This window comes from Pseudomonas sp. LH21 (genome assembly GCF_036549575.1).
In the GTDB taxonomy this organism is placed as follows: Bacteria; Pseudomonadota; Gammaproteobacteria; order Pseudomonadales; family Pseudomonadaceae; genus Aquipseudomonas; species Aquipseudomonas peradeniyensis.
This window is the reverse complement of record NZ_CP144367.1, coordinates 679244-692933: the sequence shown is the minus strand read 5'-3', so window position 1 is coordinate 692933 and position 13690 is coordinate 679244. Positions and strand designations below refer to the sequence as shown.

The 13690-nt window shown below is 64.9% G+C and carries 14 protein-coding genes; 6 read left to right on the top strand and 8 right to left on the bottom strand.

Annotation, left to right across the window (positions count from 1 at the left end):
* Positions 1-55: 55 nt before the first annotated feature.
* Together VUG52_RS03355 and VUG52_RS03350 are read right to left on the bottom strand one after the other, a co-directional pair.
* On the bottom strand, positions 56-340 hold the full coding sequence (locus VUG52_RS03355; protein ID WP_050707114.1) for a PsiF family protein: 285 nt from the start codon (positions 338-340) through the stop codon (positions 56-58).
* 64 nt (positions 341-404) lie between these two features.
* Positions 405-1193: an AraC family transcriptional regulator gene (locus VUG52_RS03350; RefSeq protein WP_262952545.1), complete on the bottom strand. Its 789-nt coding sequence runs from the start codon at positions 1191-1193 to the stop codon at positions 405-407.
* A 188-nt stretch (positions 1194-1381) separates the two neighbouring features.
* Here VUG52_RS03350 and VUG52_RS03345 point away from each other — a divergent pair, with 188 nt between their 5' ends.
* A complete protein-coding gene (locus VUG52_RS03345) occupies positions 1382-2254 on the top strand; it encodes a DMT family transporter (protein ID WP_050707116.1) in 873 nt (290 codons plus the stop codon).
* Between the two features lie 116 nt (positions 2255-2370).
* On the opposite strand, the gene VUG52_RS03340 is transcribed toward VUG52_RS03345, so the two are convergent.
* Positions 2371-3261 (bottom strand): lipase family alpha/beta hydrolase, encoded by an 891-nt coding sequence (locus VUG52_RS03340; protein WP_050707117.1) that lies wholly within the window; start codon positions 3259-3261, stop codon positions 2371-2373.
* Positions 3262-3385: 124 nt separating this feature from the next.
* On the opposite strand from VUG52_RS03340, the gene osmE reads away from it, so the two are divergent.
* Both osmE and VUG52_RS03330 read left to right on the top strand, forming a co-directional pair.
* A complete protein-coding gene (gene osmE, locus VUG52_RS03335) occupies positions 3386-3727 on the top strand; it encodes an osmotically-inducible lipoprotein OsmE (protein WP_331832420.1) in 342 nt (113 codons plus the stop codon).
* A 36-nt stretch (positions 3728-3763) separates the two neighbouring features.
* Positions 3764-4291 carry a ferritin-like domain-containing protein gene (locus tag VUG52_RS03330; protein ID WP_442964602.1) on the top strand — a complete coding sequence of 176 codons (528 nt, stop codon included), beginning with the start codon at positions 3764-3766 and terminating at the stop codon, positions 4289-4291.
* Positions 4292-4381: 90 nt separating this feature from the next.
* Here VUG52_RS03330 and VUG52_RS03325 read toward each other — a convergent pair whose 3' ends face one another.
* Positions 4382-6448: an AsmA family protein gene (locus VUG52_RS03325; RefSeq protein ID WP_331832419.1), complete on the bottom strand. Its 2067-nt coding sequence runs from the start codon at positions 6446-6448 to the stop codon at positions 4382-4384.
* A 317-nt stretch (positions 6449-6765) separates the two neighbouring features.
* Between VUG52_RS03325 and VUG52_RS03320 the strand changes: the two genes are divergently transcribed.
* The 3 genes from VUG52_RS03320 to VUG52_RS03310 all read left to right on the top strand — a co-directional run bounded on the left by VUG52_RS03320 (position 6766) and on the right by VUG52_RS03310 (position 9252).
* Complete coding sequence (locus VUG52_RS03320; RefSeq protein ID WP_050707120.1) at positions 6766-7221, top strand: hypothetical protein; 456 nt, start codon at positions 6766-6768, stop codon at positions 7219-7221.
* Between the two features lie 122 nt (positions 7222-7343).
* A complete protein-coding gene (locus VUG52_RS03315) occupies positions 7344-7976 on the top strand; it encodes a TetR family transcriptional regulator (RefSeq protein WP_050707121.1) in 633 nt (210 codons plus the stop codon).
* 187 nt (positions 7977-8163) lie between these two features.
* Complete coding sequence (locus VUG52_RS03310) at positions 8164-9252, top strand: AGE family epimerase/isomerase (protein WP_050707122.1); 1089 nt, start codon at positions 8164-8166, stop codon at positions 9250-9252.
* Positions 9253-9320: 68 nt separating this feature from the next.
* On the opposite strand, the gene VUG52_RS03305 is transcribed toward VUG52_RS03310, so the two are convergent.
* From VUG52_RS03305 to livM, 4 genes are all read right to left on the bottom strand, one after another.
* Positions 9321-10088 carry an SDR family oxidoreductase gene (locus VUG52_RS03305; protein WP_023629361.1) on the bottom strand — a complete coding sequence of 256 codons (768 nt, stop codon included), beginning with the start codon at positions 10086-10088 and terminating at the stop codon, positions 9321-9323.
* A gap of 715 nt (positions 10089-10803) precedes the next feature.
* Positions 10804-11520 (bottom strand): ABC transporter ATP-binding protein, encoded by a 717-nt coding sequence (locus tag VUG52_RS03300; RefSeq protein WP_028688239.1) that lies wholly within the window; start codon positions 11518-11520, stop codon positions 10804-10806.
* Positions 11517-12392 carry an ATP-binding cassette domain-containing protein gene (locus VUG52_RS03295; protein WP_050707124.1) on the bottom strand — a complete coding sequence of 292 codons (876 nt, stop codon included), beginning with the start codon at positions 12390-12392 and terminating at the stop codon, positions 11517-11519. Before VUG52_RS03295 ends, VUG52_RS03300 begins: the two co-directional genes overlap by 4 nt.
* On the bottom strand, positions 12389-13690 hold the full coding sequence (gene livM / locus VUG52_RS03290) for a high-affinity branched-chain amino acid ABC transporter permease LivM (protein ID WP_050707125.1): 1302 nt from the start codon (positions 13688-13690) through the stop codon (positions 12389-12391). The genes VUG52_RS03295 and livM overlap by 4 nt, the downstream gene beginning before the upstream one ends.

Sequence of the window (13690 nt, the reverse complement as noted above, 5' to 3'; positions counted from 1 at the left end):
GACAGCGGAAAGTCCCGCAGTCTGCCAGCCTTCACGGCAGAGGCATAGGCGCAGGTCATTTCTTCTTCAGGCAGTCACTCATGAAGGTCTTGCGCTCATCGCCCTTGAGCGCCTTGGTGGTGGCGTCGGCGTTGCAGGTCTTCATCTTCTCCTGCTGGGTCTGCGGCACATCCTTTTTCAGGCAGGTGCTCATGAACGCCTTGCGCTCATCGCCCTTGAGCGCCTTGGTGGTGGCGTCGGCGTTGCAGGTCTTCATCTTTTCCTGTTGCGCGGTGGCGGCGAATCCCTGGCCCGCGATCAACAGGCCCAACACCAGCAGGGGTACGTGCAGCAGCTTCATGGAGTAGTCTCCTTGCCTGCGCGCCGGATGCGCGCTCGTCGCAGCTGAGTGTAGACAAGAATTCTTACATCTCTGTCCGCGCCCGCCGCCGGTACTGCTCCGGGGTGCAATTGGCCTGGCGCTGGAACATGGCGATGAAGGCCGAAGCGCTGCTGTAGCCGAGGTCGAAGGCGATGGCCTGGATCGGCGTGCCCGCCTCGAGTGCCTCGATGGCCCGCAGAAAGCGCAGGCGCAAGCGCCATTCGCCGAAGCTCATGCCCAGCTCGCGCAGGAACTGCCGGGCCAGGGTACGCTCGCTGACATGCACCTGCCCGGCCCAATAGGCGAGTGGATGGTTGTCGCCTGGCTCGGCGTGCAACGCCTCGAGCACCTGGCGCAGGCTGTCGCTGCGGGCGAACGGCAGGTAGCAGGTCTGCGTAGGCGCCAGGTGCAGTTGGTCGATCAGTACCTGAACCAGGCGCTGGTCGCGCTCGTCCTGGGCGATGTGCAGGTCACGGCGGGCGAAGTCGCCGAGGATCGCCTTGAGGATATCGCTGATCACCAGGCTGCAGGGCTGCGTCGGCAGCTCGGCGCACAGGCTGCGCTCCAGATAGACCGAGCGGTAGATGATGGCCTGGGGGTTGTAACAGCCGTGCTCGGTGTCCGGCGGCACCCAGACGGCGTAATGCGGGGGCGAGATGAAGCGCTGGCCCTCGACATCCAGGTGCATCAGGCCATGGGAGGCGTAGTTGAGCTGGCCCCAGGTGTGACGGTGCGGCGGGCTGTGGGTATCGGCGCCGAATTCGTCGTAGCGGAAGTAGACCGGCGCGGGGAGCCGGTCGAATTGCGGAATGTCGAGGTACTTGCGGGTCATGCTGTCTGCTTCGCGGGGCGAGTTGTCTGGATGGAAGTATAGGCATTTAGACAGACAAGCGATAATGGCCGCCACGTGGGAGCGGGCTTGCCCCGCGATTGCACCCGCCCGGCCAACATCATTTCCTGGCCTGGCGCAATCGCGGGGCAAGCCCGCTCACACGGGTCAACCGCAACTCGAGAATCATCATGAACTACCTCTTCCCCCTCATCGCCATCCTCATCTGGGCCGGCAACACCGTGGTCACCAAGATGTCCGCCGGGGCCATCTTCCCCGCCGAGATCGGCTTCTACCGCTGGCTGCTGGCCGGCCTGCTGTTCACCCCTTTCCTGCTGCCGCAGGTCTGGCGCAACCGCGCAGCCATCAGCCCGCACCTGGGCAAGATCTTCGTGCTGGGCGTGCTGGGCATGGCCATCTACCAGAGCCTGGCCTACTTCGCCGCAGCCATCACCAGCGCCACCAACATGGGCATCATCCTCTCGCTGATGCCGCTGATGTCGCTGGCCCTGTCCATCGCCTGGCTCGGCCAGCGCCTGACCTATGGCGCGCTGCTGGGCGCACTGGTGTCGTTCTTCGGCGTGCTGGAGGTGGTCTCGGCCGGGCACCCCGGCGTGCTGTTGCACCAGGGGCTGAACGCCGGCGACCTGATGATGCTGGTGGCCACCTTCGCCTATGCGCTGTACAGCTTCCTGCTGAAGAAATGGCAGCTACGCCTGCCGCCGCTGCAGTTGCTGTACCTGCAGGTGCTGGTGGCGATCCTGGTGTTGCTGCCGCTGTTCCTGCTGTCACCCAAGACCGGATTGAACGGGCACAACATCGGCCTGGTGCTGTACGCGGGCTTGCTGGCCTCGATGGTCGCGCCGCGGGTGTGGATGCAGGCCGTGCACCGCCTGGGGCCAAGCCGTACCACGCTGTTCTTCAACCTGTTGCCGGTGGTCACGGCGGTGATCGCTGCGGTGGTGCTGGATGAGCAGTTGGCCAGTTATCACCTGGTTGGCGGCCTGTTGACGTTGGTCGGTGTGCTGCTGGCTGAGCGTTGGACCACGCCTGTGCGACGTTGACAGATGGGAGCGCTTTGCGCTCCTTTCGCGGCACAAGGCCGCTCCTACAGGCGGACGCAATCCCCGGTAGGAGCGGCCTTGCGCCGCGAAAGGAGCGCAAAGCAGCCCCAGGTTCATCACACCCCTGCCGCCTTGAGCCGGGCAGCATGTTCGGTGAACAACCTCACCGGCTCGGCACCCTTGCCCACCGCGCCCAGCGACTGGTTGACGATATCCAGGTGATCAAGCGGATAGTCATCGCCGATCACCTGCCCCAGGTGCGAACTGAAGCGCCCGACCATGCCGTCGCATTGCCCCTTCTCCCGGACGAAACTGCGGGCGAACAACCGGCAAAATCGGTTGCTGCCGTCAAAACGGTTCAAGCCTTGGTCGGTACGCCCAGGCTGCAGGGTGCCGGACCACGAGTAATAGCGCACCCCGTTCACTTCCGGCGGCCCCTCGCCACCCCAGACCTCAGGCAGCCCCTGTGGATAAGCCTGGTTGAACAGTGCCACCCCGGCACTGGTCAGCGACTGGTGCGAGGCGTGCACGTCGATCGGCAGCGGATCGCGGCGCCAGCCGGTCTCCAGCCAACCCAGCACCACAGCGAAGCCATGCAGCACGGCCTTGAGGATGCGCCCCCGGACAGAGTCACCAGGCGCCGTGCGTTCGAGGTGGTCGGCCAGCTCCGAGCCATGGTTGGGGCCGGCCACCGACGTCACCGAAGCCACCCGATCAGGCCGCTTCGCCGCCGCATAGCGGGCACTGAGGGCGCCCTGGCTATGGCCGATCAGGTTGACCTTGTCGGCCCCTGTGCGCTGGCAGATGTCCTCGATGATGCCCAGCAACTGCTCGCCCCGCACTTCGCTGGAATGCAGCGGCGACACCTGCACCGGGAACACCTGCGCGCCGCCCCGGCGCAATGCCGGAACAATGCCGAACCAGTAGGGATAGACCAGCGCCCGTACGAAGCCGAGCATGCCCGGCACCAGCACCAGTGGATAACGCGTGGCCAGCTCCTGACTCATCACCCTTGCCCTCATCCGTGAACAGACCGGTCCACCCTACAGCGCGATCGGCGACAAGCGCAATCGAACTCCCGGCGCGCCGCGCGGTTCCAAGCAGAACAGACCCTGAGCAAGGAGCGGGACCATGTACAAGCGAACCCTGGCCATCCTTCTGGCAAGCGCCACCCTCACCGCCTGCGGCAGCCGCCCGGAAAACCCGGTGGACTACGTCACCTACCGCGACGAGCCGCTGGTCAAGCAGGTCGAGCACGGCATGACCATGCAGAAGGTCATCGCCATCGGCGGCAGCCCGTCGAATGTCATCGACCTGCCCCACGGCGGCACCTGCAACGACTACATCCTCAACCGCGATGGCCACCAGCAGCCCTACTACGTGCGCTTCGACGCCACCGGCCATGTCGACGCCAAGGGCTTCAAGACCTGCAAGCAACGCCAACAAGACAGCGACGCCGCGCACGGCGCATGACACCCCATGACCACCCTGATGCTTTCGGAGATGAACATGAGCGTTGAACTGACCGATGTGAAGACCCTGCGCGAACGTGCCCGCCAGCATGTCGAGCAAGGCGCGGTGACCGAGGGTTACCACGCCGATCGCGAGAAGATCCTGCGCCTGCTCAATGAGTCGCTGGCCACCGAGCTGGTCTGCGTCCTGCGTTACAAGCGCCACTACTTCATGGCCAGCGGCATCAAGGCCAGCGTTGCCGCCGCGGAGTTCCTCGAGCATGCCAACCAGGAAGCCGAGCACGCCGACAAGCTGGCCGAACGCATCGTGCAGCTGGGCGGCGAGCCGGACTTCAATCCGGACAACCTGACGAAGAATTCCCACGCCCAGTACGTGGCGGGCAGTTCGTTGAAGGAGATGGTGCTGGAGGACCTGGTGGCCGAGCGCATCGCCATCGACAGCTACCGCGAAATCATCCAGTACATTGGCGACAAGGACCCGACCACCCGGCGCATCTTCGAGGACATCCTGGCCCAGGAGGAAGAGCACGCGGACGATATGTCGGACCTGTTGAAAGGCCTCTGATCCCAAGGTTTACTGGGAGCGGGCTTGCCCCGCGATGGCGTCGATGCCATCGCGGGGCAAGCCCGCTCCCACGAACCTCAAACACGAACCTCAATGACCTTTGCCGGCCGCCGCCGGCGCCTTGCCGGCGCGCATTTGCTGCAACAACGGCGTGCACTGGTTCGGCTCATCCCCGCTGCTCGGCGCGATCAGCGCCAGCAGCCCCGCGGCCGGCCCGGCCACCACGCCCAACGCCACCATCCCCGCGCCACGCAGCGCCAGCGGCACCGCCTGCACGCCGGCACTTGGCTTGGCGAACGGTCCGCGCACATACAACGGTGAACGCAGCGAGAACAGACGCAGGCCCTTGGACTCCGGGGTGATCTTCAGGTCCAACTGCTCGCTGGCGAAGTTGGCCGTACCGTTGATGTAGATGATCGCGTTCTCGGTGTCGAAGACGAACAACCGGGTAGTGGCCAGGCCATTCTTGACCCCGACATCGGCCGCAGCACAATTGATCTTCACGTCCTCATCGCCGAACAGCTTGCCAACCACGTAGTTGCCCACGTTGAGCCCGGCGATCTCCATCAGGCCACGGCTGATGGCGCCATCGTTCATCAACAGGCGCAGGTCGCCGTTGGCGGTGCCCAGCAAGGCCGCCACCGAGTTGCCGCGGCCACTGATATCGGCATCGCCGTTGAGTTCGCCGAAGCTGGTCTGCATCGGCGCGAAGCCAGGGAACAGCTGCTTGAGCTTGAAGCCACGGGCGGTCAGCCGGGCGCGACCCTGCAACGGCGCGCTGCGCCCGTCCAGGCGGATGTTGGAGTCAAGGCTGCCGCCGGCCACGCCGAAGCGCAGCGGTTCCAGGCGCAACAGGCCATCCTCGAGGATCACATGGGCGGACAGGTCGTTGAACGGCAACTTCTCGCTATGCACGATGCGCTTGCCGGCGAAGGTCACGTCGGCGTCCATGGCCCGCCAGCGCTCGGTGCGAAACTCCTCGACCGGCAGCACCTTGCCCGCCGGTTGCTTGCTGGCACCGCCGCGAGCCTTCTGCTCGCTGTTGGAGTCGGCGCCGATCAGTGGCGCCAGGTCCTTGAACAGCAGCTGGTTGGATACCAGGTTGCCGGAGAGCTTCGGCCGGTGCTGGCTGGCGACGAAGGCCAGGTCGCCGTGAATGTCGCTGTCGCCGATCCTGCCGTTGAAGCCCTCGTAACGGAACTGCGCGCCGTCGGCGGCGTGCAGGTTGGCGGTCAGGTGACCATCGGTGGCGTACGGCGGCGTATCGGGCAAGGTCACGCCGGTCAGCGGGTAGAGGTTGCCCAGGCTGCTGCCGGAAAGCTTCAGGCGCAGGTCAAGGGCGCCGAGGTTGCGTGGATCGGTCAGGGTCCCGGCCAGCGCGATCTGGGTGTCACCAATACGCGCGTCGGCCTGCAGCGGAAACGGCTGGCTGGCGTCCTGCAGCGCCAGCAGGCCGCCGATCTTGCCGGTGCCGGCCACCGCCAGGCCCTTGTAGCGGCCCTGGGCCTTGAAGCCGAAGGCGTAGGCCTGGGCATTGCCGGCCTTCTCGGCGCGGGCCTTGCCGACGATGTCGCTGAACGGGATTGGCTTGCCCAGCGGGTCGACCTGCACCTTCATGCTGGTCTTCAGCGTCTGGTCGTCGAAGCTGACGTTGCCCTGGTCGAAGCCGATGGCGCCGATGTCCAGCTCCCACTTCGATGGAGCCTCGTTCTCATCCTTGGGCCCGAAATCAAACACCCAGTTGGCCCGGCCATCGGCCAGCCGGGTAAGGCTGGCGCTGGGCTTGACCAGGTCGATGCGCGGGATGCTGATGCGCTGGACGATCAGCGGCAACGGCGCCAGGCGAAAGTCCACGCGCTCCAGGGCGACCATGCGCGGCTCCTTGAGCCAGTCGGGGTTGCCCAGGGTGAGGTCCTCGGCGCTGAAGTGTGGCCAGGGCACGAAGGCCCGCCAGCCGCCTTCCTCGGGCTCGGTGCGCCAGTGCACGGCGAGGTTGCCGTTGATCGCGAACGGCCGGTGCAGGGCTTCGGAGACCTTCTCGTTGAGCAGCGGTTTGACGCGGTTCCAGTCGAAAGTGGCGATCACCACCACCAGGATCGCCAGCAGGGTGACGAGGGTGGCGAAGGTCCAGAAGAGGATTCTGGCAGGGCGCGTCATTGCATGGTTCTCCTGGCTGCATGGCACTCATTATGTCGGACTGATGAAAAACCGCCGGGTTTAATCCGTGCGCCATGATAACCAGGATTTTCCTGACGCCTTTCTCAGCTTTTCGTCCATGGACGGCGGCAGTGTTACCGGGGCTCAAGCGTGCCTCAGCGCTTGCGGAACACCTGAAAACATTGATCCAGAGCCCTCCACGCACAGTATCAATCCCGTCGATTGTTACCATTATCCTGATGAACTTTTCTCTGGAGTTACCAGGCGTAGCATTGGCTTCGTAACCACTTTCCAGCCCCCCCGAGGAGCACCGAACCATGAAACGCCATCTGCTGCTGAGCCTGACCCTGTCCGTACTTGCCGCCAACGCCTTCGCCCTGCCAGCCGAAGACCAGCACCTGAGCGCCGAATCACGCTCCAGCGCCGCCACCGTCAGCCAACCGCTGAACACCTTGGCAGAAGGCGGCGCCGAGCGCCTGCAGGAACGCGCAGGCCGCCTGGCCGAAGGCGGTTCCGAGCGTCTGCTCGAACGTAACAACCGTGTCGCCGAAGGTGGCTCGGATCGCCTGATCCAACGCAACGACCGCGTTGCCGAGGGTGGCTCGGATCGTCTGATCCAACGCAACGACCGCGTTGCCGAGGGTGGCTCGGATCGTCTGATCGAACGCAACGACCGTGTCGCCGAAGGTGGCGCCGATCGCCTCAACGAACGCAACAACCGTGTCGCCGAAGGTGGTTCGGATCGTCTGGTCGAACTCAGCCGTGTGAGCTGATCGCCATGGCCGAATACAACAACCCGCCCCACTGCGCCTGCTACCCTCCAAGCCCGGTCCATTGACCGGGCTTTGTTTTTTTATCCAGAATGCCCAGCCGTACCGTCATAGAATCCTGCCCCATGCTGCCGCGCGCCGAACAGAAGTTACAAACCCGCCAGGCCCTGCTGGACGCCGCCTGCCTGCTCATGGAGAGCGGCCGTGGCTTCGGCAGCATCAGCCTGCGCGAGGTGGCCAAGGCCGCGGGCATCGTGCCCACCGGCTTCTACCGTCACTTCCCCGACATGGATGCACTGGGCCTGGCCCTGGTTGCCGAAGTGGACACCACCTTCCGCCAGACCATCCGCCTGGTGCGCCACAATGAGTTCGAACTGGGCGGCATCACCGACGCCTCGGTGCGCATCTTCCTCGACGTGGTCATCGCCCACCGCGCGCAGTTCCTGTTCCTTGCCCGCGAGCAGTACGGCGGCTCGCAGCCGGTGCGCCAGGCCATCGCCCGCCTGCGCCAGGACATCAGCAGCGACCTGGCCACGGACCTGGCGCGCATGCCGCGCTGGCAGCACCTGGACGGCGCCGCCCTGGCGGTGATGGCCGACCTGGTGGTCAAGACCGTGTTCGCTACCCTGCCCGAGCTGATCGACAGCCCCGAGCCGGGTCATCCACAGGCGCTGACGCCGCAGGAAAAGATCACTCAACAGTTGCGCTTCATATTCGTCGGCGCGCGACATTGGCAGGGCCTGGGAAATCCCGGCTGACTTTTGCCCAGAGCGGTTCGTGGGAACGGTTCGTGTGCGCGGGCAGCGTGGGAGCGGGCTTGGCCCGCGATGGCGCTATCGCGGGGCAAGCCCGCTCCCACGCTGCCCCTCCCACGCTGCCCGCGCGCACGAAGCACTTGCCACTTCTGCTACCATGGCGCCCTGCCCGACCGTCACGAGCGCGACCATGTCCGACCCCCGCCCCGCATTGACCCGTTTCCAACAGCACTTCGCCGAGCGCATCGTGCCGCTGTGGCAGGGCCCTGGCTGGAACGCCGACATGGCCCTGCCGTACGAAGCCCTCGACAGCCACCACCGCCCGCTGCCGGTGCAACGCTACCGGGCCATGGCCTGCGCCCGCCAGCTGTACCTGTTCAGCAGCCGCATCGAGCAGCCGGGCGCCGCCGAACGCGCCGCCGCGCTGTTCCGCTCGCTGCAGAAGCACTTCCACGACGCCGAGCACGGCGGCTGGTTCTACAGCATCGACGCCCAGGGCAAACCGCTGGACCGGCGCAAGGACCTCTACACCCACGCCTTCATCGTGTTCGCCTGCGCCCATTACTGGGGCAAGGTCGGCGAAGGCCTGGTGGAGGCCACGCTCAACGGCGCCCTCGAAGTCGTCGCCGAGCAGTTCGCCCGCGACGATGGCCTGTACGAGGCCAGCCTCGGTGAGGACTGGTCGGATCTGGGCAGCGGCCCGCTGCAGAACCCGCAGATGCACCTGGCCGAGGCCTTCCTCCAAGTGCTGGCCGTGCGCGAGGACGACGAGGTTCGCCAGTCGCTGCTGCAGTTGTGCGACGCGCTGCAGGTGCAATTCATCGAACCGAGCCACGGCCTGATGCTGGAGAAACCACGCGGGGCTGTGGATAACTGGTTCGAGCCAGGGCACCAGTTCGAATGGTTCTACTTGCTTGACACCTCGCCGCTGCTGCGCGGGACAGCGCTGCACGCCTCCATCACCCGCGCCTTCGACTATGCCGAGCAGTGCGGAGTAAAAGATACGGCGGTGCTGGCGATGCTCGATGTGGACGGCAAGGTCATCGATGCGACCCAGCGGATCTGGGCCCAGGCGGAGTACCTGCGGGCGCTGGCCTTGCGGCCAGGAAGCGAGGCGAGGTTGCTGGCGCAGCTACAGGCGCTGGAGTCGCGATTCCTGCATGACGGTGGCTGGCATGAGTGCCGTGATGGTAATGGCGCGGTCAGCCGCCACGACATGCCATCGACTACGCCGTATCACCTGGCAACCAGCTTGGAAGGCTTGCAGCGCCTGATCTGACGCAATCGCGGGGCAAGCCCGCTCCCACGCCATCGTGGGAGCGGGCTTGCCCCGCGATCATTGGCGTATCAGCCCTTGGCCGACCGGTCGATCGAGAACCCTGCCCAGTCCTGGCTCACTGGCATCAGCTCAAGACTGTTGATGTTGATATGCGCCGGCTGGTTCAGAATCCAGAAGATGGTTTCGGCGATGTCCTGCGGCTGGATCGGCTCGGCGCCGGCATAGGTGGCGTCATACTTGGCCTGGTCACCGCCGAAGCGCACCAGCGAGAACTCGCTCTCGCACAACCCCGGCTCGATATTGCTCACCCGCACGCCCGTCCCCCGCAGGTCGCAGCGCAGGCTCAGGGAGAACTGGCCGACGAAGGCCTTGGTGCCGCCATACACGTTCGCGCCCGGGTACGGGTAGTTGCCCGCCACCGAACCGACGTTGAGGATCGACGCGCCGCGGCCATGGGCAATCAGCCGTGGCAACAGCAGGCGGGTGGTGTACATCAGCCCCTTGATGTTGGTATCGACCATGGTTTCCCAGTCGTCCAGGCTGCAGTTCTGCGCGGCGTCGACGCCCAGCGCCAACCCGGCGTTGTTGACCAGGCCCTGCAGCTTGTCGAAGCTCGGCGGCAGGCTGGCGATGGCGGCTTCCATTGCCTGACGGTCACGCACGTCGACCACCAGGCCGTGCACCTCGGTCTTGGCCGACAGTTCCTGGCACAACGCATCCAGGCGCTCCTTGCGCCGACCGGTGAGCACCAGCTTCCAGCCGGCGTCGGCGAAACGGCGGGCGGTGGCCTCGCCAAAACCGGACGTCGCGCCAGTGATGAATACGGTGGATGTCATGCTCTTCTCCTCAGCGTTGGATTGTCGTCGACAGGCCTTGCAGCATGCCCGGCGCAAGGCTCGACCACAACTGTCATCGCCACTGGTCAAAAAACATACTAACCCCGCCGAGGCCCGTGCTAGAAGGGCTGCGCCGGGCTATGCGCACCTTATCCACAAGGCTTTCCCCATGGATTGGGGGCAACTCGTCAGGTCAAGGGAACCTCTGCGCGTTGTGGACATCCGTGCATGATGGCGCAACGCTTTCAACCATGCCGCCTCTGGCGGTCTGTCCAAGGTTTTCCCACAGAGTTATCCACAGAAAGCCCCACACTGTAGGGCGGATCCATTGACTGCGCAAAACACATGCAAAATCATGCACAAGCAGCACTTGGTCAAAAAACGACCAAATGCTTGCGCGCACTGATTTATCTGGGCTGGAGCGAGGTGCCACCATGTTTTCCACAGGCGGCTCCACATAATCCGTGGAAAGTTTTGCACCTGTGGAAACAAGGGTTTGCAGTGAGGTTGTGGAGTGTTTCAAGAAAGATATGCGACAAGTTGTCCACATGCGGTGAAAGCATCGCCAAGCGCTGCGACCCCCTGTAGGAGCGGCCTTGTGCCGCGAAAGGGCCGCGAAGCGGCCCCGGCGATTTCACATGATGCTGAGATCTTGGGGCCGCTTCGCGGCCCTTTCGCGGCACAAGGCCGCTCCTACAAAGAGCGTGCTAAATCCTCAGTGCCCGCCCAGATAAGCGTTACGCACCTCCTCATTGACCAACAGCTCCTGCCCCGTCCCGGTCATGCGAATCTGCCCGTTGACCATTACATAGGCCCGGTCCGACAGCTTCAGCGCATGGTTGGCATTCTGCTCAACAAGGAAGATGGTCATGCCGGTCTGCGCCAGCTCGCGCAGGGTGGAGAAGATCTGCTTGACCACGATCGGTGCCAGTCCCAGCGAGGGCTCATCGAGCAGCAGCAGCTTGGGCCTGCTCATCAGTGCCCGGGCGATGGCGAGCATCTGCTGCTCGCCGCCGGACATGGTCATGGCGCGCTGGTTGCGCCGTTCCTTGAGCCGTGGGAACAGCTCGAACATGCGCTGCATGTCTTCACCGGCATGTTTGTCGCCAATCGGAATGGTGCCCATCATCAGGTTCTCCTCGACGGTCATGTCGGGGAACACCCGGCGCCCTTCCGGAGACTGGGCGATGCCGTTGGAGGCAATGTAGTGCGACGACTTGCGGGTGATGTCGGTGCCGCGATAGACGATCTGCCCGGAGGCCGCCCGCGGCTGGCCGAAGATCGACATCAGCAGCGTCGACTTGCCCGCGCCGTTGGCGCCGATCAGGCTCACCGTCTCGCCTTCGTTGATGTGCATCGAGACTTTCTTCAGGGCCTGGATCGGCCCGTAGAACACATCCAGGTCCTTCAACTCGAGAATGGGCGCGCTCATATCAGCTCCTCTTCGTCTGCACCCAGGTAGGCGGCGATCACCGTCGGGTTGTGGCGGATGTCCTGCGGGGTGCCCTCGGCGATCACGTTGCCGTGGTCGAGCACGACGATATGGTCGGAGATGCTCATGACCATGCCCATGTCGTGCTCGATCAGCACCACGGTGATGTCGTGCTCGTCGCGCAGCACGCGGATCATGCGGCTCAGGGCCTCGGTCTCCTGCGGGTTGAGGCCGGCGGCCGGCTCGTCCAGGCAGATGATCTTCGGCCGCGTGCACATGGCCCGGGCGATTTCCAAGCGCCGCTGCTGGCCGTACGACAGCTCGCCAGCCAGGCGGTTGGCGCAATCGACCAGGTCGACCACCTCCAGCCAGTAGAACGCATGGTCCAGCGCGTCGCTCTCGGCCTTGCGGTAGCCCGGGGTGTTGAGCACGCCGGCCAGCAGGTTGCGGTTGACCCACATGTGCTGGGCCACCAGCAGGTTTTCCACCACCGACATTTCCTTGAACAGGCGGATGTTCTGGAAGGTGCGGGCAAGACCTGCGCGGTTGACCAGGTGGGTCCCGCCGAACATCTTGTAGTACAGGCGGTTGGCGAAGCGCGCCGGCGAGACGAAGTCCGCCGCCTGGAAGCGCTCGCCGAGCAGCTGGATGACGTTGGTGTGGCTGCCGCGCACGTTGAGCTCGATACGCCCGCCGCTGGCCTTGTAGAAGCCGGTGAGGCAGTTGAACACGGTGGTCTTGCCGGCGCCGTTGGGGCCGATCAGGGCGAAGATCTGATTGCGCTTGACCTTCAGGCTGACATCGCTGAGCGCCTTGATGCCGCCGAACTGCATCATCAGGTTATCGACCGACAGAATGATTTCGTCGCTCATGGCGCCACTCCTTTACGCGGGACCACGCCGGTGCGGCTGATGCGGATCAGCCCCCGCGGTCGCCAGATCATCATCAGCACCATCAGCACGCCGAACAGCAGCACGCGGTACTCGGAGAAGCTGCGCAGCAGTTCCGGGGCCACGGTCAGCACGAACGCCGCGATCACCACGCCCACGGTCGAACCCATGCCGCCGAGCACGACGATGGCCAGGATCAGCGCCGACTCGAAGAAGGTGAACGACGACGGGTTGACGAAGCCCTGGTAAGTGGCGAAGAACACCCCGGCCAAACCGGCGGTGGAAGCGCCCAGGGTGAACGCCGAGAGCTTGACCAGCACGTGGTTCAGGCCCATGGAACGGCAGGCGATCTCGTCCTCGCGCAGGGCCTCCCAGGCGCGCCCGACCGGCATGCGGGTCAGCCGGTGCTTGATGTACAGCACCGCCAGCACCACCAGGAACAGCACGGCATAGATGAACACGAACTTCAGGTTGGGGTTGTAATCGAAGCCGAAGAACTCATGGATCGGCACTCCGCCGTCCTTCGCCCGACGGCCGAACTCCAGCCCCAGGAAGGTCGGAGAAGGCGCCGGCATGCCGTTCGGGCCGCCGGTGAACGACAGCCAGTTGTTCAGCACCAGGCGAATGATCTCGCCGAAGCCCAGGGTGACGATGGCCAGGTAGTCGCCGTGCATGCGCAACACCGGGAAGCCGAGGATGCATCCGGCCAGCGCGGCAGCGATCGCCGCCAGCGGCAGCACGCTCCAGAAGCCCAGGCCCAGGTACTGGTAGCCGAGGGCCAGGCCGTAGGCGCCGATGGCGTAGAACGCCACGTAGCCCAGGTCGAGCAGGCCTGCCAGGCCCACCACGATGTTCAGGCCCAGGCCCAGCAGCACGTAGATCAGGCCGAGGATGACCACGGTCAGCAGGTACTTGTTGGCGAACACCGGGAACACGATGGCGATGACGATCAGCGCCGGGATGATGTAGCGCAGCCGCGACTTGTAGTCCGGCGCCAGCACATGCACACCCGAGCCACCGCTGTCGAAGCCCTGGAGCATGCGCTGGCCGGTCGGTGTCTGCAGGAACAGGCTGAGGATGAAGCGCCCGATCATCACGCCGCCGACCAGCCAGGCCACGCGGGCCGGCTCGGCGTTGAAGCTGTAGCCGTCGAGCACCACGCCGACGACCGGACCGAAGACGATGAGGGCCAGCAGGCCGGCGACGATCGTCTCCAGCAGGCTGCGTTTGAGGTCGAAACCTTTGGTTTGGGCAACAGAGGCAGAATTGGCAGCGGACAT

Coding starts and splice junctions, on each gene's coding strand:
- VUG52_RS03300 (WP_028688239.1), bottom strand. CDS start 11,520: ATGAGCGCGCCCATTCTCGAGTTGAAGGACCTGGATGTGTTCTACGGG.
- VUG52_RS03325 (WP_331832419.1), bottom strand. CDS start 6,448: ATGACGCGCCCTGCCAGAATCCTCTTCTGGACCTTCGCCACCCTCGTC.
- VUG52_RS03295 (WP_050707124.1), bottom strand. CDS start 12,392: ATGAGCGACGAAATCATTCTGTCGGTCGATAACCTGATGATGCAGTTC.
- VUG52_RS03330 (WP_442964602.1), top strand. CDS start 3,764: ATGAGCGTTGAACTGACCGATGTGAAGACCCTGCGCGAACGTGCCCGC.
- VUG52_RS03345 (WP_050707116.1), top strand. CDS start 1,382: ATGAACTACCTCTTCCCCCTCATCGCCATCCTCATCTGGGCCGGCAAC.
- livM (WP_050707125.1), bottom strand. CDS start 13,690: ATGTCCGCTGCCAATTCTGCCTCTGTTGCCCAAACCAAAGGTTTCGAC.
- VUG52_RS03340 (WP_050707117.1), bottom strand. CDS start 3,261: ATGAGTCAGGAGCTGGCCACGCGTTATCCACTGGTGCTGGTGCCGGGC.
- VUG52_RS03305 (WP_023629361.1), bottom strand. CDS start 10,088: ATGACATCCACCGTATTCATCACTGGCGCGACGTCCGGTTTTGGCGAG.
- osmE (WP_331832420.1), top strand. CDS start 3,386: ATGTACAAGCGAACCCTGGCCATCCTTCTGGCAAGCGCCACCCTCACC.
- VUG52_RS03350 (WP_262952545.1), bottom strand. CDS start 1,193: ATGACCCGCAAGTACCTCGACATTCCGCAATTCGACCGGCTCCCCGCG.
- VUG52_RS03355 (WP_050707114.1), bottom strand. CDS start 340: ATGAAGCTGCTGCACGTACCCCTGCTGGTGTTGGGCCTGTTGATCGCG.
- VUG52_RS03310 (WP_050707122.1), top strand. CDS start 8,164: ATGTCCGACCCCCGCCCCGCATTGACCCGTTTCCAACAGCACTTCGCC.
- VUG52_RS03320 (WP_050707120.1), top strand. CDS start 6,766: ATGAAACGCCATCTGCTGCTGAGCCTGACCCTGTCCGTACTTGCCGCC.
- VUG52_RS03315 (WP_050707121.1), top strand. CDS start 7,344: ATGCTGCCGCGCGCCGAACAGAAGTTACAAACCCGCCAGGCCCTGCTG.